The organism is Fictibacillus aquaticus (assembly GCF_002245695.1).
Classification (GTDB): domain Bacteria; phylum Bacillota; class Bacilli; order Bacillales; family Fictibacillaceae; genus Fictibacillus; species Fictibacillus aquaticus.
Window position 1 is genome coordinate 499648 of sequence record NZ_NOII01000002.1, and the last position, 25739, is coordinate 525386.

Consider the following 25739-nt stretch of genomic DNA (forward strand, 5'->3'; position numbering starts at 1 on the left):
TCCTCCTTAGTTCGCTACAATATTGACGAGCTTGCCAGGAACAACGACGACTTTGCGAATCGTTTTTCCTTCGATCCCTGCTTGCACTGTCTCTTCTTCTAATGCTGCTTTTTCCATTTCATCTTTGCCAAGATCAGCAGAAATGGTCATTTTTGTTTTCAGCTTGCCGTTCACCTGAACGACAATCTCTACTTCGTTCTGAACAAGCTTTGCTTCATCCCATGCTGGCCATGTTTCGTAAGAGATTGAGCCGCTGTGTCCAAGCTTTTCCCAAAGCTCTTCGCCCATATGCGGTGCAATTGGGGATAGCAGCTTAACGAAGCCCTCCATCATGGATTGAGGAAGCACTTCCTGCTTGTTAGCTTCGTTCACGAACACCATCATCTGAGAGATCGCTGTGTTGAAGCGAAGGTTTTCAAAATCCTCTGTTACCTTTTTCACGGTCTGATGGTACGTACGCTCAAACTCCTGCGAACCAGCAGCTTCTTTAATATGACTGTGTAGCTCTTCATTGCCTTCAGTCACGAACAAGCGCCACACACGGTCTAAGAATCGGCGTGCACCGTCAAGTCCTGTCGTGCTCCATGCGATCGATGCATCAAGAGGACCCATGAACATTTCGTACAAGCGGAGAGTGTCCGCACCGTGGCTTAGAACGATCTCGTCAGGATTTACAACGTTCCCTTTAGATTTACTCATCTTCTCGTTGCCTTCGCCAAGAATCATCCCCTGGTTGAACAGACGCTGGAACGGTTCTTTTGTCGGTACGACGCCAAGATCGTAAAGCACCTTGTGCCAGAAACGGGCATAAAGAAGATGAAGTACCGCATGCTCTGCTCCGCCAATATAGATGTCGACCGGCAGCCAGTGTTTTAATTTTTCAGGATCAGCGAGGGCTTCACTGTTATTCGGATCAATATAACGAAGGTAATACCAGCAGCTGCCGCCCCACTGAGGCATCGTGTTCGTTTCCCTGCGGCCTTTTTTCCCAGTTTTAGGATCTGTTACATTCACCCATTCAGGAAGGTTCGCAAGCGGCGATTCACCAGTGCCTGAAGGTTTGATGTTTGTCATTGGAGGCAATACAAGCGGAAGCTCTTCCTCAGGAACCGCGCTCATCGTACCATCTTCCCAGTGAATGATCGGGATCGGCTCGCCCCAGTAGCGCTGACGGGAGAACAGCCAGTCGCGAAGACGGTATGTCACCTTCTTCTCGCCTTTTCCGTTTTCCTGAAGCCATCCGTTCATTTTTTCGATCGCTTCTGTTTTGCCAAGACCATCAAGGAAGCCAGAGTTCACGTGCGCGCCGTCGCCTGTATAGGCAGCTTCCTGCACATTGCCGCCTTCTACTACTTCGATGATCGGAAGTTCAAACTTTACAGCAAATTCATGATCACGCTCGTCATGAGCAGGAACTGCCATGATTGCACCAGTTCCATAGCTTGCAAGTACATAATCCGCGATCCAGATTGGAAGCTTTTCACCGGTTACAGGATGTACAGCATAAGCACCTGTAAATACACCTGTCTTTTCCTTAGCAAGCTCCGTACGCTCCAGATCAGATTTCGTTTCAACCTGCTTTTTATACACTTCAACGACTTCACGCTGAGCATCAGAAATGATGATATCGACCAATGCACTTTCTGGTGCAAGCACTAAATAAGTTGCGCCATACAGGGTATCCGGACGAGTAGTGAATACCGTTACCTTTTCATTGTGCCCTTCAACATCAAATGTAACTTCCGCTCCTTCAGAACGGCCGATCCAGTTGCGCTGCATGTCTTTCAAGCTTTCAGGCCAGTCAAGATCTTCAAGATCCTCAAGCAGACGGTCTGCATATTCAGTGATTTTAAGCATCCACTGCTTCATCGGCTTGCGCACGACCGGGTGGCCTCCGCGCTCACTTTTTCCGTCGATCACTTCTTCGTTAGCGAGCACTGTGCCGAGTGCCTCGCACCAGTTCACAGGCACTTCCGCGACATAAGCAAGTCCTTTTTTATAAAGCTGAAGGAAGATCCATTGTGTCCATTTATAATAGTCAGGGTCTGTTGTGTTCACTTCCCTGTCCCAGTCATAAGAGAAACCGAGCTCTTTGATCTGGCGGCGGAACGTGTTAATGTTCTGCTCCGTAAACTCTGCTGGATCATTGCCAGTATCAAGCGCGTACTGCTCAGCAGGAAGTCCGAATGCGTCCCAGCCCATCGGATGGAGGACATTATAACCTTGCGCCCGCTTCATGCGTGATAAGATATCTGTCGCCGTATAGCCTTCAGGATGCCCTACATGCAGGCCGGCTCCCGATGGATACGGAAACATATCAAGCGCATAAAACTTCTTCTTGCCGAGTTCATCCTTTGTCTTGAACGTTTTGTGGTCTTCCCAATAGGACTGCCACTTTTTTTCAATCTTTTTGTGATTGTAATACATGGATTGTTCCTCCTTAAAATATAAAAAGCCTTCCGCCCCTAATATAAAACATTAGGGACGAAAGGCTGTGAAAACATACACAATTCCGCGGTACCACCCTCATTAACGCAAAATTTGCGTTCACTCTGGAAGCCTTAACGCGGCATACGGCAGACACTACTCCTGGTTCACGCCTGCAACTAGAGGATGAGTTCAAATATGGTACAGGATTGGCTCGCACCTTCCGCCAACTCTCTAAAACCCTTCCATATCCTACTGGTTCCTGTCATCGTTATTAAACATTAAATATGATGTTACTTTGTATTGTATGAATTGAAGCGTTAATTGTCAAGAACACCCTGCACTATTATTGCCTGATAGCCCGCTAGATAAACAGCGGAGATATAATGTCGTACAGTGTATTCACCACAAATGGAACACCTGCGTCAAAAATCGGATATATGACATACTGATCAAGCGGAGTCAGAACGATCAGCAGGAAAAGCACCGCACCAAACGATTCATAGCGCATCATTTTGGAACGTATATTCTCTGGAGCCAGATCCTCAAGGATGCGGTAGCCGTCAAGCGGCGGAAAAGGCAGCAGGTTGAACAAGAATAGAACGATGTTCAAATGAAGCATCGTTGACAGCAGAGATGAAACAAACTCCGCTCCCTTGCCTGACATCGGCATCAAACTGGATGAATCGAGAATGAACAGCAGCAAGTAGGTTAAGAAAGCAATGAATAAATTACTGACAGGGCCCGCTGCCGAAACGAGAATCCCGTAAAGGTGCGGACGCTTAAAGTTCCTCCTGTCAACCGGAACAGGCCTTGCCCAGCCAAAACCGACAATCAGAATAAGCAGCGCCCCGAGAGGATCGATATGCGAGGCAGGATTGAACGTCAGCCTTCCCTGATTTTTAGCGGTGCTGTCCCCGCACTTGTATGCCGTATAAGCATGAGCCCATTCGTGGATGGTAAACGCAACAACAAGTGAAATAATAATAAATGGCAGTTCTTCGAGTGAAAACCTAAAGAAACCTTCCAACGCACTCTCTCCTCTAGCAGTATATTTGTTCAAAACTGCATTTCAGCAGCTGCTTCTCTATTACTTTTTGTCCTTCTGTCAAACACTTGTGTGAAAACAAACGAGAATAGAAGGAAAACGATAAGCGTATAAAACAGGATGCGAATATGAAATACATCCACGATCAAACCGCCAAACAGCGGTCCGATCATCCTTCCTGCCGTCGCTGTACTATTAACGACTCCTTGATAAAATCCAGCACGGCCTGGCGGAGCGAGCTCTGCTGCTATGGATGGTATCCCAGGCCAAACAAGCATTTCACCGACCGTTAATATGATCATTCCAGCAAGAAACCCTGAAAAGTCTGCTGCATCAGCGATTACCAAAAAGGAAACGACAAAGATGACATATCCAACCATGATCTGTGCTTTGACAGACGGAATCCATCTTTTAAGCAAAGGATTGACCAATGGCTGCCCGAGAACGATCAGGGCACCATTTATAGTCCAAAGAAGACTGTAAAGCTTAACGCTTACCCCCATATCTTGGGTATGAGCCGCAATGGAGGATTGCCATTGAACATATCCGATCCAGGCAAATAAGTATCCTGCACAAAGGATGAGAAGTGACTGAAAGCCAGGATTTTTAAACAGTGCCGCAGTATCTTTTTTAAGCGGCCCAGACACAGAAGCTATCGCCCTGTCCCCGTCCATATGCTTAAAACCAAAGAAAACGAGCAGAAAGAACGAACACGAGAGCACTGCATTCGAAACAAAAGATAGTGTAAAAGAATAAGAAGCAGCGATGCCTCCAAGAGCAGCACCTGCTGCCACACCAGCATTCTGCGCGATGTAGATAGCGTTGAACGCTTTTCTTCCGCCTTCTTTCCATGTTGTTCCCGCCATCGCATACATGGACGGAAACGTGATACCCATACCGAAGCCGATAACGAACAGAAGAGCGGCATAAGCATAGAACGTATGAAAGAATATTAATAGAATAGAAGATGTAAATGTTATTGAAACACCGCCAAGAATAGTCCGGTATCCTCCGAAACGGTCAAACATCGTCCCGCCGATCAGGTTCCCGAGTATGCCAGCACCTGAGTTCAGCATAAGTACGATTCCTGCGGCTGTGAGAGATTTATCAAGATTTTCTACCATATAAATCGTATTAACAGGCCAAAGGAAAGAAGAGCCTGTTACATTTAAAACCATGCCAACAATAAGCAGCCAGACACGCCCCGGCATTTTCATTTCATGTTCCCCCTTGCATCCTTATGTATTGTAGAATTTTTTCGGCCATATTACAATTTTTGTTTCTTGCCAGCCCATTGGCGGGGGATTTATGTACATGCTACAATGCTATATGGCGTTTTTTTGCTGCGCTGGAAGGGAGTACAATGATCAATGACTTCATTAATGGAAAAGCCGGCTTACTTCGGCGACAAGCCTTACTATACATGGAACGAACATTTAAAACAGCATTTTGGCGAAAAGATCATAAAAATCACACTCGACGGCGGTTTCGACTGCCCGAACCGTGACGGCAATGCGGCTTACGGAGGATGTACATTCTGCTCTCAGAGTGGTTCCGGCGACTTTGCCGGCGACCGCAGAGATGATATCATCACCCAGTTTAACACCGTGAAGGAACGCATGAGCCGTAAATGGAAAAAAGGAAAATATATCGGTTATTTTCAGGCTTTCTCGAATACGTATGCTCCGGTCGAAAAGCTGAAAGAGCTTTTTGAAACAGTCCTTGCCCAAGAAGGAGTTGTCGGGCTGGCGATCGCTACCCGCCCAGACTGCCTGCCGGATGATGTTGTCGAATATCTAGCAGATTTGAACAAACGCACTTACTTATGGGTAGAACTTGGACTTCAGACAGTACACGAGAGGACCGCTCTTCTGATCAACCGGGCACATGATTACTCCGTTTACATAGAAGGAGTTCAAAAGCTTAGAAAACACAATATCTCTGTCTGCGCTCATATCATCAATGGTCTTCCTCTTGAAACACCTGAAATGATGATGGAAACGGCTAGAGAAGTCGCGAAGCTCGATGTACAGGGTATCAAGATCCACCTGCTTCATCTCCTCAAAAAAACGCCGATGGTGAAGCAGTATGAGCAAGGACTGGTAGAGTTTTTACAATTTGACGACTATATTCAGATCGTCTGCGACCAGCTTGAAGTCCTTCCGCCTGATTTAATGATTCACCGCCTGACAGGTGACGGGCCGCCTGAGCTATTGATCGGGCCGATGTGGAGCACGAACAAGTGGAAAGTGCTCAACGAGATCGGTGCAGAGCTTGAGCGGCGGGGCAGCTTTCAAGGAAAATATTATCAACCGGCAAAGGATGTGCTGAGATGAAGCTTTCAGGAGTTCTCCCTTTCGCCCGTGAACTGCTTGCAAAAGCGGCTGGCGATGGTGACGCAGTGGTGGACGCAACATGCGGAAACGGCCATGATACTTTGTTTTTATCACGGTTAGTCGGCAGCAGCGGCCATGTTTTTGCGTTTGATATCCAGCAAGACGCGATTGAGAACGCAAAAAAACGGCTGAATGAACAATCTGCCGCCAGCAACGTCACTTTTTTTCATTGCAGCCACAGTGAGCTTCAGTCAGTGCTTCCATCTTCAGTCTTCGGTAAGCTCACCGGCGCCGTCTTTAATCTTGGATACCTGCCTGGCGGGGATAAACAAATCACTACCACAGGAAATTCCACTATCGATGCAGTGAAACAGCTGCTTTCCTGGATGAAGCCCGGCGGCATCATCGTCCTAGTCATCTATCACGGTCATGAACAAGGAAAGACCGAGAAAGACAAAGTGATGTCCTTTGTTTCAGAGATCGATCAGAATGCAGCGCACGTGCTGAAATATCAGTTTATAAACCAAAAGAACTCCCCGCCGTTTATCATTGCGATCGAAAAAAGATAAAACAGCAAAGAGGCTGTGACCATGATGGTCACAGCCTCTTTGCTGCTAGATTTCGGATTACAATGACGGCTTTAATTTTTGATAAATCCGCCTGTTTATATAAAAGAATAGTGATACCGTTCCGCCCAGCCGAACGAGCTTAGATGCTGCTTTTCTAACAGCAGGGCACTCTTTCACTTTCTGATCGGCAAGGTAGATCCCGAGAAGGCCTCTGTGAATGAGACGGTGAAACCGAAAGTGCGGCAGCTGCGACAAACTGCTGTCCGCCTGTCTGATAAAGTAGGCAAGCCTGTCCAGCATCTCTTGATTAGAGCTGTAGAACGAACAAAAATTCAGATCTCCTCCACGCTTGTCTTCATCTTGATCGATAAAATAGTCAAGAAGGATATGCAGCCCCTGCACCCACGGAAAATAACCCGTTTTGATCTGCGACGCCTGCTTTTCGGTAAAATCTTCTGCAAATGCATAGCTGATCAGGCAGAATATCCCGAGTGTGGAGCCGGCACATGCTGAAAATTCATACCAGCTCATCGGCGGCAGATTTTTTTTGTGCTGTTCAAACCACTTCTGCAGTCTCTCCACTCTTTCCGTGACGATCACGTGCTTATGTATCTGCAGATCACAATAGATCGAAGCAAGTTCATGCAGGAAGGCGGAGATTTTTTCGTAGCCTTTAATTTCAGTAATAACAGACTGGCACTCCGCAACAAGCTTTTGTAGATACCCGCCGTCATTCTGCTCTTTTCTGAAGCGGTAATAGTTCGTGTCCTTCGCACTTGGAGTGAGCGCATCCCCCATCGATTCATGAAGGGCAGAAAAATCTTTATCATCAAGCGACGTGCTTCGGTCGCACAAATTGTCAAGATAATCACTGATTGTCTGGTACGCCACGATAAATTTTACAGCCTTTTCCTGGTATTTACCGGCAGTAAGGGCTAAGATTGATCCCCCTTCACAATGAAAAGTCTTAGAACTAATGCTTGCGAGTGCCTGTTTTCGGAGTTCAGGATCCGGGATATTCTCTGCCTCGCTCTTCCAATGGCTTAAAAAAGCATGAACTGAAGGGAAGATTTTTTTGTAAACTTTGTACATTAAAGCGACAGGATGCGTAGGAATCGAATTCATGAAGCATACTCCTCTGCTTTTTCTTTACTTCATTACCTTCCCCTGACGAATATCAACTATGCAGCTTTAAGTAGTTTTCTAAATAACTATAAACATCTTCACGTTCTGGCTCATTCAACACTTCATGATACAGCTCTGGAAACTCTTTATAGCTTCTTTCACTTAAGTCAATCGCACTGAACCATTGCCTTACTGAATATTTGTCCACGATCAGATCGTTTCCTGCCTGCATGACAAGCAGCGGGACATCAGGAAATTTTCTATAACCTTCTATTGCCGTTTTAATGGCTAACGTCAGCTCCCGATACCATCGGACCGAAACTTTTTTGACAAGAAGAACATCACCTTCGTCTCTCAATCTCATCTCTTCGCTTCTTGTACCGCTTCCTGCTGGAAGGTTCGTCGCAAATTTAACCGAAGGCGCTATTTTATTCAGAACGAGAGACAGCGCTTCTTTCCCTTTTGACGGAGGATTGACCAGCCCTAAGCAAGGTGAAGACAGTGCTACAGCTCTCACTGGCATCTTTTTTTCCATAAGTGTCCGGATGACAGCGAGCCCTCCCATGCTGTGGCCGAAAAGGAACACAGGCAATCCAAAGCCTGCAGCTGTATACACCCAACCTTCAATTGTTTCAATGTAATCATCAAATGCATCAATATGGCCGCGTCTTCTTGTTGTAGTACCCTGACCAGGAAGGTCCCCCATAACGCAATGGTAACCCGACTCGTTAAGCTTGCTGATGACCCATTCATAGCGGCGGTGGTATTCACCTGCCCCATGAACGAGGACGACCGTTCCTTTAATTTGTTCGGCGTTTGAATTCCAAGTCCACATATCTGTACCCCCTTCTCTTTACTGTAACCGTTTGCTACACTTTTATCGTATCCATCTTAGAAGACAGGAAGTGTGTTCATGATCTATCACTATCATAATAAAAAACCACAAATTGCCGAAAGCGCCTTTATAGCGGATTACGCAACAATCACTGGTGACGTTGTGATCGGCGAATACAGCTCAATCTGGTTTAATACAGTCATCCGGGGTGATGTATCTCCTACAATCATCGGAGATCGCGTAAACGTACAGGACAACTCTGTTCTTCACCAGAGTCCGAACAGACCCCTCATCCTCGAAGATGGCGTGACAGTCGGACATTCGGTTATTCTCCACAGCTGCTTTGTACGAAAGAATGCCTTGATCGGGATGGGCTCACTCATCCTTGACGGAGCTGAAATAGGCGAAGGGGCCTTTATCGGAGCCGGAAGCCTCGTTCCTCCCGGCAAAAAGATTCCCGCAGGAAGCATGGCTTTCGGAAGGCCTGCGAAGGTCATCCGTGACCTGACAGAAGAAGATCTCGCTGACATGGCAAGAATCCGCCGAGAATACGAGGAAAAAGGACAGTATTATAAATCTATTCAGAAACAGGAGCGTTAAACTCGATTAAGTTCCCGTCCGGATCGCTCACAAACACTTGATGCCATGGAGTTTTGTTGCGGGGTTTGTTTTTAAAAGAAACCCCGTACTCCTCCAGACGGAGGATCAATGCAGCCATATCGTTAACCCGGACCGCAAAGTGTCCATCCCGGCTGTCAATGTCAGCTGTCTCTCTTCTTGCAGTCCCTTTTTCATGGACGATAAGATGCAGCTGTGTGTTCCCGATATCGTACCACGCACCTGGAAAATCAAACGCCGGCCGTTCTTGAGACATAGTAAACCCTAGCACTTCCTCATAAAATTCTTTTGCTGCGTTAATGTTCCGAACAAGCAGCGACACATGGTGGATGCCTTCATACATTCTTATTCCCCCTGCGCTTCATTTTGTGAACCTCATTTTATCATAGTGCGCCGCTATAAGGCACTGAATCGCCTTGGCAAAAGCTAAACAAATTCAATCAAACTTACCTGACTCTTCTATGTATGTTTTCGCTTCGTTTTATTAGCAGTCCGAGAATTTCAAGGCACTATCCACAAACACTATCTTGGTCTACCATTTAATGAAACCTGCTGGTACAATACGAAGAAGTGCTTTTCGAGAAAAATCTAAGTATTACCCCATAAGGGAGAGTGAAACGAGTGAAAGCAGGCATTTTTGGAGCAGGCTACGTTGGTCTCGTTACAGCCGCCGGCCTCGCGTCGCGAGGACTGGATATAGCGGTTCACGACACCTCAAAAGAAAAAATCGCAACATTAACTGCTGGAGGCTTGCCGATATTCGAACCTGGCCTTGAAAAGCTTCTCGCTGAACAGCATATAACATATATTCAGACAGCTAAAGAGCTCGTCACATCATGCCGTTATCTATTTCTGTGTGTAGGCACTCCACAGGCAAAAAACGGAGAAGCGGATTTAAGCTTTCTTGAATCTGCGGTCAAGACGATCTGCAGGTATGCCGACTCGGACAAAATCGTCATCATTAAGAGCACAGTGCCTCCTGGAACAGGGCGCTTGATGGAAAAGCTATCTGAGACAATGAACATAGAGCATCGCATTACTTTTGTCAGCAATCCTGAATTTCTAAGACAGGGCAACGCTGTGCAGGACTTTCTTTTCCCTGACCGCATCGTCATTGGTTCCGATGATGATGAGACAGGCACTGAAGTTTTACAGCTGTATAAGCAGTGGGACTGCCCAAAACTTCAAATGAACCGGGAGAGCGCTGAACTTACTAAATATGCCGCAAACACGTTTCTTGCGATGAAGATTTCATACATGAACATGATGGCGGGACTGGCTGAAAAAACCGGCGCAAACATCGAGGATATCGAACGCGGAATCGGCAGTGACAGCAGGATAGGCAAAGATTTTTTAAAAGCAGGCGCAGGTTTTGGCGGATCTTGTTTTCCAAAGGATCTTCGTGCATTGGCCAGCATCGGCACAGAATTGAACGAAGAGCTTCCTCTCATTCGTGAAACGCTGTACATTAATGAAAATCAAGCGAAAGCCGTGTTGCGCAAATTAAGCACCGTTTTTGGTGGGCTTCTCGGAAGGAAAATAGCTGTCCTTGGCCTTTCATTTAAGCCGATGACAGATGATGTTCGTTCCTCTCCAGCTGTATCGGCCGCAGAACAGCTCCTGCTGCTTGGTGCAGATGTGAATGTTTATGATCCGCTCGTTCGTGACAACCCTGTAGCGGGCGCTGTAAAATCTCCTTCTCTTCTTGATTGCCTCGAAGGCTGTGATGCAGCTATTATCATGACGGAGTGGGATGAGTTCAGGGAGATTCTAAAACCTAAAATGCTGAATAAACTAAAAAGCCCTGTCATCGTCGACGGGCGCAACATGTTTCAGCTTAAAGAAATGAAAAAACTGAGCAGAGAATTCCCTTTATACTATGATTCTGTCGGCAGGCAAAGGGTAAACACCCTTCTCACTGCTAATAAGATAAAATAAAAAATTATTATTATAAAAACGCCCCTCAATCCTGATTATGGATAGAGGGGCGTTTCGTGTGTTTATTATGCTTTTGCTTGTTCTTTAAGTGCAGCAGCTTTGTCTGTCTGCTCCCAAGGAAGCTCGATATCTGTGCGTCCGAAATGGCCGTATGCAGCTGTCTGCTTATAGATAGGACGGCGAAGGTCCAGCATCTTGATGATGCCGGCAGGACGAAGGTCAAAGTTGTTGCGTACTAGCTCAACAAGAACTTCTTCATCCACTTTTCCTGTTTCAAACGTGTTAACAGCAATAGAAACAGGCTGTGCTACACCGATCGCGTAAGCAAGCTGAACTTCTACTTTATCAGCAAGACCAGATGCAACGATGTTCTTCGCTACATAACGTGCAGCGTATGCTGCTGAACGGTCAACCTTAGTCGCGTCCTTACCAGAGAATGCACCGCCGCCGTGGCGAGCATATCCGCCGTATGTGTCAACGATGATCTTACGGCCAGTAAGTCCTGCATCACCTTGAGGTCCGCCGATTACGAAACGGCCAGTAGGGTTGATAAAGTATTTTGTGTTTTCGTCGATCAATTCAGCTGGTACAACTGGCTTGATGACTTTTTCTTTAATGTCAGCCTGAATTTCTTCAAGTGTGTTTTCTGGGTGGTGCTGTGTTGAGATAACGATCGTGTCGATACGGACAGGCTTATCGTTTTCATCATATTCAACTGTTACTTGAGTTTTTCCATCTGGACGAAGGTAAGGAATCTCTTCGCTCTTGCGTACTTCCGTCAAACGGCGAGAAAGTTTGTGTGCAAGAGAGATTGGAAGCGGCATAAGCTCAGGTGTTTCATTGCAGGCAAAACCGAACATCAAACCTTGGTCACCTGCTCCGATCGCTTCGATTTCTTCATCTGTCATAGAACCTTCACGAGCTTCAAGCGCCTGGTCAACACCCATCGCGATGTCAGCAGACTGCTCATCGATGGAAGTCAAAACTGCACAAGTTTCAGAGTCGAATCCGTATTTTGCACGGTCGTATCCGATTTCTTTAACTGTTTCACGAACGACTTTAGGGATATCTACATAAGTAGAAGTCGTGATTTCACCAGCAACAAGAACTAGTCCTGTTGTTACAGACGTTTCACACGCTACACGCGCATTAGGGTCGTTAGCTAAAATCTCATCTAGGATCGCATCTGAGATCTGGTCACAAATTTTATCCGGATGTCCTTCTGTTACAGACTCGGATGTAAATAAACGGCGGCTTACTTTCTTAGACAATTGAGGTCCTCCCTTAAATTGAAAAAAATAGATACGGTACTTTATTCCTCTATATAACAAATATATATATTCCGCTAACTGATTTAGGGCATAAAAAAAACCTTCCCCTGTTTTAAAGAAGCGAGGGAAAAGGATTCAATTCCATGCCTTCACCTCTTATTCTCAAGGTATTCACCTTGCAGGTTAGCACCTTCTCACTCGCTAATGAGTGCAGGTTGCTGGGTTTCATAGGGCCTGTCCCTCCACCTACTCGGAATAAGAGTAGCCGTTCGGAAATTATGATAGCGCAGTTAACCCGCAGTGTCAACAAGTTCTCCTTATGAGGAGAACATTCTTTTTTCGATATGTTGAGCACGTTTTGGGGTCCTTTTAATGAGGAAAACTTCACTTAGTACAATCATGCTCAAAAAAAAGTTCAATATCTTAAATAAGCTGCCCATTTTACGAACTTTTTATGATGCAGGCAATAAAATAGTATACATTATTTAAATCAATGTGTTATACTAATTGAGGATAAAAACTTAGGATAAAGGATGGTATCGCCTTATATGAATACTGTAGAATCCACGAATTCTTTAAATGAATTGGTAAACAGCCCGCAATCACATATGAACCTGCCAGTACCTGTTCTTGTAGAAAAAGCTTTGCTCCGTAACGAAGGTATACTTACTTCCACAGGAGCGCTTCGTGCGACTACCGGGAAATATACAGGCCGTTCTCCAGAAGATAAATTCATTGTTGAAGAAGCATCGGTTAAAGCTAAAATCGACTGGGGCAAAGTAAACAAGCCTTTTTCACCGGAAAAGTTTGAAAGCCTTTACAAAAAAGTTCTGGCATATTTGAGCAGCAAAGAAGAGCTGTTCGTTTTTAAAGGCTATGCGGGTGCCGATCACGCTTACCGTCTTCCTATACAAGTAATCAACGAATACGCTTGGCACAATCTTTTTGCACATCAGATGTTTGTTAGACCGAACAGCGTTGAAGAAGCGAACAGCATCGATGCAGGCTTTACTGTTATTTCAGCTCCTGGATTCTTCGCAAACCCTGCTGAAGATGGAACAAACTCTGAAACGTTTATTATTATATCATTCGAAAAGCGAATCATCCTCATCGGCGGGACGGAATATGCAGGAGAAATTAAAAAATCGGTGTTCTCGGTAATGAACTACCTTTTGCCTGAAGATGGCATCCTTTCTATGCACTGTTCAGCAAACGTTGGCGGTGAAGGCGATGTTGCCCTGTTCTTCGGCCTTTCTGGAACAGGTAAAACTACTCTTTCTGCAGACCCTAACCGCCGTCTGATCGGTGATGACGAGCACGGCTGGGCAAACACAGGCGTATTCAATATTGAAGGCGGATGCTACGCAAAATGCATCAATCTCTCAAAAGAAAAAGAGCCGCAGATTTGGAACGCTATTCGCTTTGGCAGCGTGCTGGAAAACGTCATGGTGGACAGCGACTCGCGCATCAGCGACTATGATGATTCAACACTGACAGAAAACACACGTGCGGCCTACCCGGTCGACGCGATTCCAAACGTTATGATTCCTGGTGTGGCTGGCCATCCTGATACGATCATCTTTTTGACCGCGGATGCGTTTGGGGTACTGCCTCCAATCAGCAAGCTGACGAAGGAACAGGCTATGTACCATTTCCTTTCAGGCTATACGAGCAAACTTGCAGGAACTGAGCGCGGCGTCACATCACCTCAGGCAACATTCTCTACATGTTTTGGTGCACCTTTCTTGCCGATGGAAGCTACAATCTATGCGGAAATGCTTGGCAATAAGATCGATCAGCATGAAGTGAACGTATACTTAGTGAACACAGGCTGGAGCGGCGGAGAGTACGGTGTCGGAAGCCGTATGAATCTTGCCTATACGCGCGCGATGGTGCAGGCAGCCTTGATCGGCGAGCTTAAGACTGTGGAAACAGTCGTTGACCCGATCTTCGGATTGCACATTCCAGTCCATTGCCCTGGTGTTCCAGATCAAGTGCTTCAGCCGGCAAAAACGTGGGCAGACGAAGCAGAGTACGAAAAGAAAGCGAAAGAACTTGCTGCGAAGTTTAAAGCGAATTTCGAGAAGTTCAGCAACGTGTCACAAGACATCAAGAACGCAGGACCAATCGCATAAATAAGAAAGCCGCTGTAATGGCGGCTTTTTTTTTGCCTGAATTTATTCTCTCTTCATGTCACTGAAGTAATTTCTATTCCGCCGGGAAGATAATTACCATAAATAGGTTGAAAACGACATCAACGTCATTTATAATAATGACATTGATGTCGTTTTAATTTGAAGGAGGAAAATTATGACTAGCAAACCTTTGTTGTCTCTCACCTCTTACCGGTACTTAATTTCCGCCCAGCTCGTTTCCAACCTTGGAGACTGGCTGTCGATCATGGCTGTTTTCACAATGGCTGGTCTTAAATGGAACGCCACGCCTTTAGAGATGTCACTCATTCTCTTATCTCTTGCTCTTCCGATGACGGTATTAGGTCCTGTCGCAGGAGTATTGGCTGATCGTGGAGAGCGAAAGTGGCTGATGATCGGTTCAGACCTTGCAAGAGCTGCTGTTATCCTGCTCCTAATCACAGCAACAAAAGTTTGGCACGTGTATATCCTATTGTTTTTGCTCGGTGTGTTCTCTGCCCTTTTTAATCCCGCTAAAAACGGGAAGCTGAAGGAAATCGTGCCTGATGAGCATATGCAGCAAGCATCTTCTATCAGCTCGATCATAGAGAACGGCACAAAAATTGTTGGTCCTGCTGCCGGCGGAATGCTGATGACATTTATCGGTTCACAGACGATTTTTATTATTGATGCAGCAACGTACTTTTTATCAGCCATGCTTTTGATTAAGCTGCCGGTCCGTAAAGCTTCCTCCCAGAAAAAAGGTGGAGAAAACGGAATGGCATCTTTCTGGCGAGACTTTTCAGAGAGTATAACCTTTATTAAAGGCATTCTCTTCATTTTTTATGGCATGTTACTGATGTTTATCACGATGTTCGTCATCCAGCTCGCCGATTCACAGTTTGTTACACTATTCCGCGAACTGAAACAAGTATCGCCAGGGCTCATTGGAGCTGTAATGACAGCTTCTGGTGCAGGGTTCCTTGTTTCCGGCATCCTTCTAACAAAGCTTGATATCAAAAAACCAGCTGCGGCGATGGGTGCAGGCATTACCGTTCTCGGTGCAGGCTTTGGCCTTACCGGATACTTTACTTACTTGCAGCTTCCCTTTCCTTATTTCTGGTCGGCATCCGTTGTATTTTTCGCTTCGTTCGGAGCAGGTTTTATGTTCATTCCTTTTCAAACAGCAGTTCAGAAAAAGACACCTGTAGAGATGAGCGGGCGTGTGTTCGGCACAGTGGGGAGCGTCAGTATGCTTGCTGCAATAATCGGACCGCTCGCAGGCGGCATCATCGGCAACATGACTGGCGTCCTTCCCCTGTTTTTGCTTTCAGGCTCAGGACTTGTCTTTATTGGTATAATGACTTTATGTTTAAGAAAGTTTTTGGAAAAGGGTGAGGTTCATGGCACCGAAAGTATCAGAAGAACACAAGGAACAACGACGGCTTAGCATATTAACCGCAGCAAAGGAAATTTTCACCGAGAAAGGTTATGAAGCATTTGTCATGCAGGATGTGATTGAAGCAACGGGCATGAGCAGGGGCGGGGTCTATTCTTATTTTGCGAATAAAGAGGACCTCTTCATTTCTTTACTTGAACATAAACAACAGCAGTCCAGCAATGAATTGGATACGCTCATCAGCCAAAACAAGATCTGGGACACGATAAAAATGATAGTCCTGGATTTTAAGAACGCAGAACATTCCGATAATCAGTTTGCAGCAGCACAAGTCGAATTTAATATCTTAAGCCGGAATTCCAGCAATGCGAAAGAGTTTTTACAGCGCCGCTATCAATGGGCATCGGACTTTCTATGCAGCCTAATAAACGAGGGTATCAAACGGGGTGAATTTTCACCAAACGCGCCTGTCCATCACATAGCTAGATATTACATTACATTCTTTGATGGCTTAAGCATTGAAAGTATCTTTTTAAAATCACAGGAATTAAACTCAGATGAACAAATCGACCTGTTCCTCGGTCATTTGGGATCAATGCTTGGAGTTAAGTAAGCACACAAACGACAACCATTTTGACAACTTAAATAGCCTATAATACAAGCAAAACTCGCACTAAAATGGCGAGTTTTCTTTGTTATAGATTATCCGTTCTTATTGAACTAAAGCACCGGGTTTATAAGAACTTGTTATATTACATATTGGATGTTATCCGTAATCGAATACGACTTTGGCGATTTCTTTTTAAAATCAGTGCAAAAATCAATGAAAATAGAGTCGTGGTACTGTATTCTCCTTATTGGGTCACGTCTAATTTTTTCTTGGATCTGGACTAAAGGTTCTGCCGCTAAAATAACTTTATAAGTAAAATCATCTAAATAAAATGAACTGATGCTTGCAGCAGCTATTATTTCAGAAGAAATCAGTTCTTGAAGGGTAGGCATTTCTACTTCGCTTTTATTTAAGTTGAAAACTACACATATTGGGAATGTACATTCAATTAATTCTACAATTTGACCAAAGTAATAGGTTCCATCTTCAAGTGGGATTGAAAAAACATCTCCGAATCCCCATTTTTGTTTTTTAGGGAGTTTTACTGAATTTAATGTATTGTTCAATTCTTTTATTGTTTGATTGTCTAATGAAACATTTGCTATTTCATTTATTAAAATGGCTATGTCTAAAATCAAACTATGACTTTTAGTTCGAATTGAAACAAAGCCGCTCTCGTGATCAATAGATACGTTCTTGGTAATACCGTTATCCGTTAATTTCTTTTTTATATATCTGGCAGCTTCATAATTAGTCTCGATATTAAACAGTTCTGCCAAGTCCTCGAATATAAAAAACTCCTTTGAAGTATAATTGGGGAAGTTAATAGTTATTTTTCCAAGTAGAAGAGATGATTCCATTAGTTTTACTCCTTATAAAGAAATAGTGATTAGATTAAAAGCAATTTTGTTATTAAAGTAAACTGGCTCTTAGTTTTAATTAGAAAACGACATTACCGACAGCACAAGTGACCTTGAACTCGAAAGCTATATAGTTATTGTCCATTATAAGATATAATGCCAACTGCTATGTCAAAACCGATGAAATGCTTAAAAACCTTAATAAATAAGGAAAATGACGTGTGCCAATTCACACGTCATTTTTAATGTCATTATCAATAAAGCACGTAAAAACGGAACCAAATATTTAAAGAATAGGACTCTTTTCTTTGGCTTGCGTCTTCATCCAATCACATAGTGCCATAGTGATCATCCGGTTCTCAAGCGGCGGGAACGCATGGTGAAACTGAGGATAAATCCACGTTTCATGCGGCTTGCCGAGTTCCCTCAGGCATTGCTTCATCATCAGAGTATGCCCGACAGAAACGTTCTCATCTCTCATGCCGTGAATGGCAAGCAGAGGAGCACTTAGCTTTTCACAATCATATACGGGAGACCTCCATTTGTATCGCTCTGGATATTTTTCTGGCGTTCCCCCTATGACGCGCTTCATCATCCGCCGCATATCCACTCTTTCCTCATATGTTAACGCCATATCCGTCACACCGCCCCAAGTTACGACAGATTTTATTTCTGGATATTCCATCGCAGTAAACAACGCCATCGGACCGCCGCGCGAGAAGCCGAACACATGCAAGTTTGATGATTCTACTTGCGGCAAATGCTTTAGCAGCTCGTACGCTGAAAACGCATCTTCTCTATCATCACCCGCGAAATCCTCATTTCCCTCCCCGCCTTCATTTCCTCTGTAAAAAGGCGCCATGACGACAAAGCCTTGTGAAGCAAACTGGACGATACGGGCGATGCGGACCATTCCTACTTTTTTTATGCCACCTCTTAAATAAAGAAGCCCTGGAAACTTCCCTTTTGCTTTTGGCAGTGCGAGCAGCCCCTTCACCTGCAAACCGCTGCTCCAGTACGTCACTTTATAAAGCGAGATATGTGGACTAGGTGACGGAAAGCGCTGTTTCTCAATCATTGTGCCGTCCTTCATATACTCCTCCTCCTTTCACAGCTATAGGCAAACACACATTTTATAAAAAAACATATTGTATCTCATAAGGGTAAAAACCCGCATCTTGATGTAAGAGGAGGATCTTCATGAAGAGAAAATTAAGATTGCTGTTCGTGTTCCTCAGTGTTGCCGCTCTGTTCTCTTCCTTGCTTTTAGGCTGCAGCACGGATAAGAACGATTCCTTGAAAAAAGTCCGTGTCGCTGAAGTCACGCGTTCTATATTTTATGCTCCCCAATATGTTGCCATTGAAAAAGGGTTTTTTAAAGAAGAAGGGCTTGATGTACAGCTGACCACAACATGGGGCGGCGACAAGACAATGACAGCACTTCTTTCCAACGGAGCTGACGTAGCGCTCGTAGGCTCTGAAACATCCATTTATGTGTACGCACAGGGCACAAAAGATCCGGTTATCAACTTCGCACAACTGACTCAGACCGACGGTACGTTTCTAGTCGCAAGGAAGAAACCAGAATTCTTTTCTTGGGATCAGCTGAACGGATCCACTTTCCTCGGCCAGCGCAAGGGCGGAATGCCGCAGATGGCCGGTGAATTCGGACTTAAGAAACATGGCATAGACCCGCAGAATGACCTGACGATGATCCAGAACATTGATTTTGCTAATATCGCCAACGCCTTCGCCTCCGGAACTGGAGACTATGTACAGCTATTTGAACCGACCGCTTCTCTTTTTGAGCAGCAAGGCATCGGCTATATCGTAGCTTCATTCGGGACAGAATCGGGCAAGATCCCATACACCACGTTTATGAGCAAGGAAAGCTATTTGAAAGAAAACCGTGAGACCATGCAAAAGTTTACAAGAGCGATTTATAAAGCGCAGCTTTGGGTGGAGAACCACACAGCAGCAGAAACCGCGAAAGTGATCGCTCCTTATTTTGAGGATACCACGATTGAACTAATTGAAACTGTCGTAGATCGATATAAGAGCCAGCACAGCTTTGCGCTAAACCCGATCCTCGATGAAGAAGAATGGAACAACCTGCAAAACATTATGAAAGAAGCAGGAGAGCTTCCAAAAGAAGTGAAGCATGAAGAGCTGGTGAACACGAAACTGGCGGAAAACGCTGTTAAATAGAGACAGAGAAGGGGGTAAACCTGGTGGCCTTCCTGCAAATCAAATCGGCCGGGCAGATCTATTTTACAAAGCATTCGGCCACACCCGCACTAGAAGATATCTCGCTGTCAGTTAAAGAGGGGGAGTTCGTCTCCCTCCTTGGCCCAAGTGGCTGCGGCAAATCAACGCTTCTGTCCATCATCTCCGGCTTGCTTCGTCCTACGAGTGGAACGGTACTGCTGAAAGGCGAGAAAATCACTGGCCCGCATCCTAAAATCGGATATATGCTTCAGCAGGACTATTTGTTTCCATGGAAGACGATTGAAGAAAATATTCTGGTTGGGTTAAAGCTGAAAAAAGAATTGACTGCTGATAAAAAAAATGAAGTCTTCTCTCTTCTAAAGCAGACCGGTCTTTATCATACGCGAAACCAGTATCCTTCACAGCTTTCAGGAGGTATGAGGCAGCGTATCGCCCTCGTGCGTACGCTTGCGACGAAGCCTCACCTGCTGCTGCTCGATGAGCCGTTTTCCGCATTAGATTACCAGACGAAGCTGAAGCTCGAAGACTTAGTATCTGCTACATTGAAAAAAAACCAAAAAACAGCCGTACTCGTTACTCATGACATCGGCGAAGCTATTGCCATGAGTGATACGATCGTCCTCCTTTCAACAAACCCGGGAAGGCTTTTCTGTACATTCCAGGTCCCTCTATCTTTACGAAGACTGTCACCTTTTGAGGCAAGGCAGCATGCAGACTTCCCCCTTCTTTTTCAGCAAATATGGGAGGAGCTGGAGCAAATTGAACAAAACGACAGTGAATAGTGCACATGCTCGTTATTTAAAAAAAGCAAAAAAAGAAAACTGGATCGTACGGCTCATGCAGTTCGCTATATTTATCGGCTTTTTTGCTTTTTGGGAAATAAGCTCAAGAACGGAAATGATCGATCCGCTTCTTTTCAGTTCACCATCAAGGATTTTCAGCCTTTTTATAACAAAAATGGCTGACGGCTCACTTTTAGTCAATACTGGAATCACCCTTTTTGAAACGATACTTGGTTTTATTTTGGGGACTTTGTTTGGAACTGTTCTTGCTGCTTTATTCTGGTGGTCACCCCTCTTTTCTAAAGTGATGGACCCCTACCTTGTTATTTTAAATGCCATGCCTAAGGTTGCCCTAGGACCAATCCTCATCGTAGCACTTGGACCAAACATGGGCTCAATCATCGCGATGGGAATCCTGATCTCAGTCATCATCACAACCATTGTCGTTTATACAGCATTCAGAAATGTAGATCCGAACTATTTAAAGGTTATCCAGTCTTTTGGAGGAACAAAGAAGCAATGTTTCTTTGAAGTCATCCTCCCCGCTTGTTTTCCTACCATTGTTTCAAGTTTAAAGGTTAATGTGGGGCTTTCTTGGGTCGGGGTAATCGTTGGGGAGTTTCTTGTTTCAAAACAGGGTCTCGGTTATATGATCATCTATGGATTCCAAGTGTTTAATTTTACACTTGTTCTGCTGAGCCTTGTCATGATCGCATTCCTTGCGACCATTATGTATCAGCTAGTTGAACAAATCGAAAAAAAACTGATCCGCAGCCGTTAAGCTTTAATCAGACCAGTTCTTTCTCTTTTAAGTATTTCATGCTTTCGAGGAGGACCTGGTCTTTCATCATAAAGCTAAATTTTTTGTCCGTCTGAAAACCTTCAGGAAGCTCTTCAAACAATACAGGTCCGTTCGTTTCGTAATAGCGCTGTTTAATTAGAAGCTTATCAACAGTGGCGAAATATATGTTTTTTACAATGAGTCCGCCTTTTCCATCCACATGATATTGTCCGAGATAGCGAAGTTCAGCAACGTGACCGCCTGTTTCCTCGAATACTTCCCTAACAGCTGCATCATCAGCTGTTTCACCGGGTTCTACCTTGCCCCCTGGAAATTCAATCCCACGCCTTGGGTGTTCAGTCAGCAGCCATTGCTCCTTAAATCGACACAATACCCAGACATGCCTCGGATCGGTAGAAAAAGGGTGATCGGTGAACGAAAGCTGAACAGTGTTGTCATAATAATCTTTGAATGTCATAATCTCCATTTTCCTGCTCCATCTGAATCATTTCCTCTATTTTAAATAAGCGGCGTCATAAAGTCCAATTTGAATGAAAGCTTATTCATTCTAGTATGGCAAGATGTTGAGCAAAAAAATCCTTGCTTACTTTACATGAACAAATGTGATGATCCATTTATCTTTCTTTTTCTCAGCACCTAGCGTAATCTCATAGCTGCCGTATAAATCACTGCTGTTTTTTTGAACAATGTGATAAGAATTTTCATTTATCTTGACCGTTTCAAACGGTTTCCCTTCCTCAAACCATGGCGGCAGTTCAGTCGGAATAACATACAGTGCGCCATCCTTTTCTTCATAGAGGCCGTTTACATAATAGGCAGCCACTTTAGGGCTCGATACTTCACTTATATAATGAATGAGACCGCTTTTATTTTTGAAACGCAGTACTTTGTAATTTTCGTCTGTCTTCTGTTTAAGCCTGTTCATAAATTCTGCTGCAAGGACCTCAGGATTAAGCTGAGTGTTTTTAGGCGTATCTTCAGCTACTGCCGTTTTTTCTCCAAGCACCATTGTGCCGGTATCTTTGGAGGAGTCATGAATCAGGTTAGGTGATAGCACAAATGTAATAGCAAGAACTGCAATAAGGGCAACTAACTTTTTCAATGAAACCCACCGCCTCTTCGTTGTTTTATTACTATAATGTATTCCTTGTCCCACAAGATCTAAACCCTTTTTTTGTGAAAAAATGTATTTATCCTTTCAATTGCGAAGACTTTTGCTTGTTTTTACCACCATTTCTTCCTGCTTTTCCGATTTCATAAAGCCCTGTTCCAGCTAGCCCTGCGATCGCGCCTGACCAGATTCTCATTTCAACTGGCATTTCGGCAAACGGGTATCCGAGCAAACCTGCAGCAATACCGGTAAAAAAGCTGAATAAGGGTATATATTTCTTACGGATCGAAATCGTCCGTTTGGCCAGTTCTACCAATCCTGTTACGACTGGCGCAAGAAACGATGCGAAAAGCAATACGTCCTCCATGGCTGACCTCCTATAGTAAAAAAATGAAATAAAAGTCTTTAAGAAAAGATTCCACCTAGATTTGATGTATCCTCTTCTTTTATGCAAAGACTTTTAGCCCTCACACGACGAAATTCGACGCATACACTATATTTGTTGGAAATAGTGTTATTCCTTTTATATTGGAACATACTATGGAAAAAGAATGTAAGACTGGAGTGAGTTTCATGGGAGAAAAGGACGATCTTTACCTCATTCAGCTGGAGTCCAATAAAGTCTCATGGTGGGAATATGCCAGAAAAGTAGCGCCGCCAAAAAGGCCGGATCAATACTTAACCTACTGGTCATTTCTTAAAAACCGAGGCAAGCTGCCAAAGAGGATTGTAAAAGAAGCAGAATGGCGGATGGAAGCACGCCGTAAAGGGCTTCTTGATTCTTAATAAAAGTTTGGCTGACGACTGGCCTATAAGTGTCAGCCATATTTAATCTACTTTTTAAATGTAAAAAAACCCCGTATCCAGCAGATACGGGGTTTTGGCTTAAGCCCTGATGTTATGTAGCTTCTTGTAAAGCTTATATAAATTTTTCGCTTTCTCTTCATCCATCGGCGTGTTACCGTTCTCTAAGTCTGTCAGCTCTGCATCTACAATTTCCAGCGCATATCTTTGGTTCAAAAGCGCTTCAATAAGACACTCTTTTTCCTGTGATGTAAACCGGACATTTTCCATATATAATCACCCCTTCAGCCTGCTTCTTTTATTATACTGTGCGGGCAGGTGAAGTGCTTTACGAAAATTCTGGTAACTGTACACGAACACGTCTTTGTCGCTATTTGCCGAAACAATCCAACTTCCTCACTAGAGGTAAAATAAATGATTATATTATCCTAAAAGGTCATGGTCCTGACTGCTGTTCTGCCGCCATTCTCTTTCGAGTTCAGATAATGTCCAATCTTGCAGATGGCGGTGATCCTCAATACCATGCGTTCCTTTATGGATTAGCTGCTGTATTAAATAAGCTTTTCGCCCTTCAACCGCTCTTCTTAACATTCCTTTTTCGAATTCCATCATTGTTCACTCCGGTTTTTTTCCAACATTATCTCCACTCTTGAACTCTGATAAACGCTGGAGCATAAAAAAACCGCCAAAAAAGGCGGGGCAAGAAAAGCAAGTTATTCATGAAACTGAATTTTTCCATTGCTCATAAACAGATGACGGAGCATTCCAGCACAGCCACGAAACCATCGTTTTAACTCCCTGCTGGCTTACATGCCAATATTCATAGCGTCTTTTCGATAAATTTTCGTATATCCCTGATGCTTGTACCCAGCCGTCCATTTTACCCCTCCTCTTTTGTTATGCTTACATATTCTTCGTTTACATCATGCTTCCCTTTTTTTCTCGTTTGCTAACTTATGACAAAAGGTAACAATAGAACATAGACTTACATTTATACTGTGTATACTTCACGAAATTATACGAAGGAGGAGAAGCTTTGAACACATTCTTGTCACAGCCCACTCTCACTCTCGCAAAATCCTTGATCGGCATGGAACTAATCCATCAAACCGCTGAAGGCATAACATCGGGAATCATAGTTGAAACGGAAGCTTATAAGGGCCCCGAAGACAGAGCTGCTCACTCTTATGGAGACAGAAGGACAAAGCGTACTGAAGTTATGTTCGGCCCGCCCGGCCATATTTATATGTATTTCATTTACGGTATGCATGTATGCTTCAACATTGTCTCAGGTCCTCCCGGCAAGCCGGAAGCTGTCCTGATAAGAGCAATTGAGCCTTTAAAAGGAATCGATTTAATGAAGGAAAGAAGATATTCATCACACAAGAAGCTTCCTCATCCAAATAAAATTCTTTTGAATCTTACAAGCGGTCCAGGTAAACTTTGCAAAGCGATGGGTCTTGGACTTGATTTGTACGGAATAAAGCTGAATGAAGGTCCAGTCTTTTTAAAAGAACACAAAAAAATACCCGCCAGCATGATTGAGGCGGGTCCGAGAATTAACGTTTCTTATGCAGAAGAAGCAGCATTCTATCCATGGAGATTCTGGCTGAAAGGAAATCCTTACGTGTCCAGAATATGACCTCCGCGAGAGGAGTAAACTTCATGATCACCTTCATAAGAAGGAATATGGTGATCTTCTTCAAGTAAAGAAATAGTTTCCGAAACAGAATGTGTCATCTGAATTATTTGATGCAGCTTGTTGCGCTGTCTTAGTTCAAAAATAAGGTACCAGACGGCAGTAAAAAGAGCGGTCTTCAAAAAGAACTCCCTGTCTAATCCATTTGAATATGCCCATTCAGATACATAAGCAGACAGTACTCCTGCAGTGAATGAAGCACTAAGGATATATAAAAGCGAACGATTCACGGTGCGCCTTCTCGTTTTTAAGTAAGCCTGAATAGAGTTTAATTCTTCTTTATTAAATCGAAGCAGCCTGCTTCTTGCTGTTTTATGGTTAGCAACGATTCCTTTTGACGTTTCGTATTCCCAAACATGAGAAAGGAATAATTTGTATTCAGCAGAGCCAGCTGATGGGGTGACCATTTTTTTATGTATAAAATTATGAAGAGCATAATATTCAGCTGCCTTTTCCATGATACGCAGCACGATAAACAGTCCTAGAAGAACGGCAGCAAAACGGAAGGCAAAGAATCCGCCTAAATATTCTCCAAGCTTGTAAACAGGATAAATAACATCCATTGTTTTGACAGATATAATTTTTAATGTAATTTCCAATAATTCTGCTAAACGATCCAAGAAATCAGCCCCTGTATTATTCTCTTTTTAAATACTACCATGAATAGGATGATGATGGGATAATTTTACTCAAATCTTTTTAATTGCCTATTATTATAAATATCTACGCCTTAAAAGAAATCAGAGAAGAGGTTGATCTACGTTCCAGATGCAAGCTTTCCGCGGGGCGCGGCGAAAAGCACGGGTCGGCTCATTCAGCCCCGACAAGCAAAAGGGAAAGGGGCCGATAAGTCGGTCTTTGACTTATTGGACACTTGCCCTTTTGACCTCGAGGGGCTAGCCGTTTTCTGCTAGACAAGTGAGCCCCCTCGCCGCTTTGCGCCATGAGGGGTCTCACCTGTCCCACTGATCCCGCTGGATAAGGAAGGCTACTAGCAAGACATCGCACGAAGAACATGTGACCTTCATTTTCGAGGAGTCGGCACCATACACTCCGATCAACTTTACCAATGATGGATTCGAGATGATTAAGCGACTGTGATAAAGTATCAATCAAAAAAATTTCTCATGTATTAAGCATTGAA

At 44.2% G+C, this 25739-nt stretch carries 28 protein-coding genes, 1 riboswitch and 1 other annotated feature; of the genes, 12 read left to right on the plus strand and 16 right to left on the minus strand.

What is annotated here, in order from left to right; genetic code table 11:
- Positions 1–6: 6 nt before the first annotated feature.
- The 3 genes from leuS to CGZ90_RS10370 form a co-directional block, all read right to left on the minus strand.
- The gene (gene leuS, locus CGZ90_RS10360) at positions 7–2427 is read right to left on the minus strand and encodes a leucine--tRNA ligase (protein WP_094252414.1); all 2421 of its coding nucleotides are present in this window, start codon (positions 2425–2427) and stop codon (positions 7–9) included.
- A gap of 50 nt (positions 2428–2477) precedes the next feature.
- Positions 2478–2705 (minus strand) — a binding site (T-box leader).
- 86 nt (positions 2706–2791) lie between these two features.
- Positions 2792–3457 carry a site-2 protease family protein gene (locus CGZ90_RS10365; protein WP_094252415.1) on the minus strand — a complete coding sequence of 222 codons (666 nt, stop codon included), beginning with the start codon at positions 3455–3457 and terminating at the stop codon, positions 2792–2794.
- Positions 3458–3486: 29 nt separating this feature from the next.
- Positions 3487–4686, minus strand: coding sequence for an MDR family MFS transporter (locus CGZ90_RS10370; protein ID WP_094252465.1), 1200 nt, complete (start codon positions 4684–4686; stop codon positions 3487–3489).
- Between the two features lie 159 nt (positions 4687–4845).
- Here CGZ90_RS10370 and mnmL point away from each other — a divergent pair, with 159 nt between their 5' ends.
- Both mnmL and mnmM read left to right on the plus strand, forming a co-directional pair.
- The gene (gene mnmL / locus CGZ90_RS10375) at positions 4846–5811 is read left to right on the plus strand and encodes a tRNA modification radical SAM protein MnmL/YtqA (RefSeq protein WP_094252416.1); all 966 of its coding nucleotides are present in this window, start codon (positions 4846–4848) and stop codon (positions 5809–5811) included.
- Positions 5808–6380: a tRNA 5-(aminomethyl)-2-thiouridylate-methyltransferase MnmM gene (gene mnmM, locus CGZ90_RS10380; protein WP_094252417.1), complete on the plus strand. Its 573-nt coding sequence runs from the start codon at positions 5808–5810 to the stop codon at positions 6378–6380. Before mnmL ends, mnmM begins: the two co-directional genes overlap by 4 nt.
- Positions 6381–6437: 57 nt before the next feature.
- Here the strand turns inward: mnmM and CGZ90_RS10385 are convergent, their stop codons facing one another.
- On the minus strand, positions 6438–7505 hold the full coding sequence (locus CGZ90_RS10385; RefSeq protein WP_094252418.1) for a tetraprenyl-beta-curcumene synthase family protein: 1068 nt from the start codon (positions 7503–7505) through the stop codon (positions 6438–6440).
- Positions 7506–7557: 52 nt separating this feature from the next.
- Entirely contained in the window at positions 7558–8340 is a 783-nt protein-coding gene (locus tag CGZ90_RS10390; RefSeq protein ID WP_094252419.1) for an alpha/beta fold hydrolase, read from the minus strand.
- Between the two features lie 78 nt (positions 8341–8418).
- Here CGZ90_RS10390 and CGZ90_RS10395 point away from each other — a divergent pair, with 78 nt between their 5' ends.
- Positions 8419–8940: a gamma carbonic anhydrase gene (locus CGZ90_RS10395; protein WP_094252420.1), complete on the plus strand. Its 522-nt coding sequence runs from the start codon at positions 8419–8421 to the stop codon at positions 8938–8940.
- On the opposite strand, the gene CGZ90_RS10400 is transcribed toward CGZ90_RS10395, so the two are convergent.
- Positions 8918–9301 carry a VOC family protein gene (locus CGZ90_RS10400; RefSeq protein WP_094252421.1) on the minus strand — a complete coding sequence of 128 codons (384 nt, stop codon included), beginning with the start codon at positions 9299–9301 and terminating at the stop codon, positions 8918–8920. The two genes, CGZ90_RS10395 and CGZ90_RS10400, sit on opposite strands and share 23 nt — an antisense overlap.
- A gap of 278 nt (positions 9302–9579) precedes the next feature.
- Here CGZ90_RS10400 and CGZ90_RS10405 point away from each other — a divergent pair, with 278 nt between their 5' ends.
- Positions 9580–10896: a UDP-glucose dehydrogenase family protein gene (locus tag CGZ90_RS10405; RefSeq protein ID WP_165766830.1), complete on the plus strand. Its 1317-nt coding sequence runs from the start codon at positions 9580–9582 to the stop codon at positions 10894–10896.
- Positions 10897–10961: 65 nt separating this feature from the next.
- Here CGZ90_RS10405 and metK read toward each other — a convergent pair whose 3' ends face one another.
- A complete protein-coding gene (gene metK, locus CGZ90_RS10410; RefSeq protein WP_094252423.1) occupies positions 10962–12167 on the minus strand; it encodes a methionine adenosyltransferase in 1206 nt (401 codons plus the stop codon).
- Between the two features lie 153 nt (positions 12168–12320).
- A riboswitch (SAM riboswitch) is annotated at positions 12321–12429 on the minus strand.
- A gap of 286 nt (positions 12430–12715) precedes the next feature.
- On the opposite strand from metK, the gene pckA reads away from it, so the two are divergent.
- The 3 genes from pckA to CGZ90_RS10425 all read left to right on the plus strand — a co-directional run bounded on the left by pckA (position 12716) and on the right by CGZ90_RS10425 (position 16311).
- The gene (gene pckA / locus CGZ90_RS10415; RefSeq protein WP_094252424.1) at positions 12716–14302 is read left to right on the plus strand and encodes a phosphoenolpyruvate carboxykinase (ATP); all 1587 of its coding nucleotides are present in this window, start codon (positions 12716–12718) and stop codon (positions 14300–14302) included.
- Between the two features lie 175 nt (positions 14303–14477).
- On the plus strand, positions 14478–15749 hold the full coding sequence (locus CGZ90_RS10420; protein WP_094252425.1) for an MFS transporter: 1272 nt from the start codon (positions 14478–14480) through the stop codon (positions 15747–15749).
- Positions 15703–16311, plus strand: a complete 609-nt coding sequence (locus CGZ90_RS10425; protein WP_094252426.1) for a TetR/AcrR family transcriptional regulator — start codon at positions 15703–15705, stop codon at positions 16309–16311. The genes CGZ90_RS10420 and CGZ90_RS10425 overlap by 47 nt, the downstream gene beginning before the upstream one ends.
- Positions 16312–16445: 134 nt before the next feature.
- Here the strand turns inward: CGZ90_RS10425 and CGZ90_RS10430 are convergent, their stop codons facing one another.
- Together CGZ90_RS10430 and CGZ90_RS10435 are read right to left on the minus strand one after the other, a co-directional pair.
- Positions 16446–17168, minus strand: a complete 723-nt coding sequence (locus CGZ90_RS10430) for an Imm26 family immunity protein (RefSeq protein ID WP_094252427.1) — start codon at positions 17166–17168, stop codon at positions 16446–16448.
- A 286-nt stretch (positions 17169–17454) separates the two neighbouring features.
- Positions 17455–18261: an alpha/beta hydrolase family protein gene (locus CGZ90_RS10435; protein ID WP_094252428.1), complete on the minus strand. Its 807-nt coding sequence runs from the start codon at positions 18259–18261 to the stop codon at positions 17455–17457.
- A 107-nt stretch (positions 18262–18368) separates the two neighbouring features.
- Here CGZ90_RS10435 and CGZ90_RS10440 point away from each other — a divergent pair, with 107 nt between their 5' ends.
- The 3 genes from CGZ90_RS10440 to CGZ90_RS10450 are packed head-to-tail and all read left to right on the plus strand — an operon-like array spanning position 18369 to position 20960.
- Positions 18369–19376 carry an ABC transporter substrate-binding protein gene (locus tag CGZ90_RS10440; protein ID WP_094252429.1) on the plus strand — a complete coding sequence of 336 codons (1008 nt, stop codon included), beginning with the start codon at positions 18369–18371 and terminating at the stop codon, positions 19374–19376.
- A 23-nt stretch (positions 19377–19399) separates the two neighbouring features.
- The gene (locus CGZ90_RS10445; RefSeq protein WP_094252430.1) at positions 19400–20179 is read left to right on the plus strand and encodes an ABC transporter ATP-binding protein; all 780 of its coding nucleotides are present in this window, start codon (positions 19400–19402) and stop codon (positions 20177–20179) included.
- Positions 20157–20960 carry an ABC transporter permease gene (locus CGZ90_RS10450; RefSeq protein ID WP_240515406.1) on the plus strand — a complete coding sequence of 268 codons (804 nt, stop codon included), beginning with the start codon at positions 20157–20159 and terminating at the stop codon, positions 20958–20960. Before CGZ90_RS10445 ends, CGZ90_RS10450 begins: the two co-directional genes overlap by 23 nt.
- A gap of 7 nt (positions 20961–20967) precedes the next feature.
- Here the strand turns inward: CGZ90_RS10450 and ytkD are convergent, their stop codons facing one another.
- The 3 genes from ytkD to CGZ90_RS10465 all read right to left on the minus strand — a co-directional run bounded on the left by ytkD (position 20968) and on the right by CGZ90_RS10465 (position 22459).
- The gene (ytkD, locus tag CGZ90_RS10455) at positions 20968–21441 is read right to left on the minus strand and encodes an RNA deprotection pyrophosphohydrolase (RefSeq protein ID WP_094252466.1); all 474 of its coding nucleotides are present in this window, start codon (positions 21439–21441) and stop codon (positions 20968–20970) included.
- 123 nt (positions 21442–21564) lie between these two features.
- Positions 21565–22083: a hypothetical protein gene (locus CGZ90_RS10460; RefSeq protein ID WP_094252432.1), complete on the minus strand. Its 519-nt coding sequence runs from the start codon at positions 22081–22083 to the stop codon at positions 21565–21567.
- Positions 22084–22171: 88 nt separating this feature from the next.
- Positions 22172–22459: a holin gene (locus CGZ90_RS10465; RefSeq protein ID WP_094252433.1), complete on the minus strand. Its 288-nt coding sequence runs from the start codon at positions 22457–22459 to the stop codon at positions 22172–22174.
- 206 nt (positions 22460–22665) lie between these two features.
- Between CGZ90_RS10465 and CGZ90_RS10470 the strand changes: the two genes are divergently transcribed.
- Complete coding sequence (locus CGZ90_RS10470; RefSeq protein WP_094252434.1) at positions 22666–22878, plus strand: hypothetical protein; 213 nt, start codon at positions 22666–22668, stop codon at positions 22876–22878.
- 99 nt (positions 22879–22977) lie between these two features.
- Here CGZ90_RS10470 and abbA read toward each other — a convergent pair whose 3' ends face one another.
- From abbA to CGZ90_RS20740, 3 genes are all read right to left on the minus strand, one after another.
- Positions 22978–23166, minus strand: a complete 189-nt coding sequence (gene abbA, locus CGZ90_RS10475) for an antirepressor AbbA (protein ID WP_094252435.1) — start codon at positions 23164–23166, stop codon at positions 22978–22980.
- 153 nt (positions 23167–23319) lie between these two features.
- Positions 23320–23508: a Fur-regulated basic protein FbpA gene (locus CGZ90_RS10480; RefSeq protein WP_094252436.1), complete on the minus strand. Its 189-nt coding sequence runs from the start codon at positions 23506–23508 to the stop codon at positions 23320–23322.
- Between the two features lie 105 nt (positions 23509–23613).
- Positions 23614–23775: a hypothetical protein gene (locus CGZ90_RS20740; protein WP_165766831.1), complete on the minus strand. Its 162-nt coding sequence runs from the start codon at positions 23773–23775 to the stop codon at positions 23614–23616.
- A gap of 157 nt (positions 23776–23932) precedes the next feature.
- Here CGZ90_RS20740 and CGZ90_RS10485 point away from each other — a divergent pair, with 157 nt between their 5' ends.
- A complete protein-coding gene (locus CGZ90_RS10485; protein ID WP_094252437.1) occupies positions 23933–24538 on the plus strand; it encodes a DNA-3-methyladenine glycosylase in 606 nt (201 codons plus the stop codon).
- On the opposite strand, the gene CGZ90_RS10490 is transcribed toward CGZ90_RS10485, so the two are convergent.
- The gene (locus CGZ90_RS10490; RefSeq protein WP_094252438.1) at positions 24520–25215 is read right to left on the minus strand and encodes a hypothetical protein; all 696 of its coding nucleotides are present in this window, start codon (positions 25213–25215) and stop codon (positions 24520–24522) included. The two genes, CGZ90_RS10485 and CGZ90_RS10490, sit on opposite strands and share 19 nt — an antisense overlap.
- Positions 25216–25739: the final 524 nt, after the last annotated feature.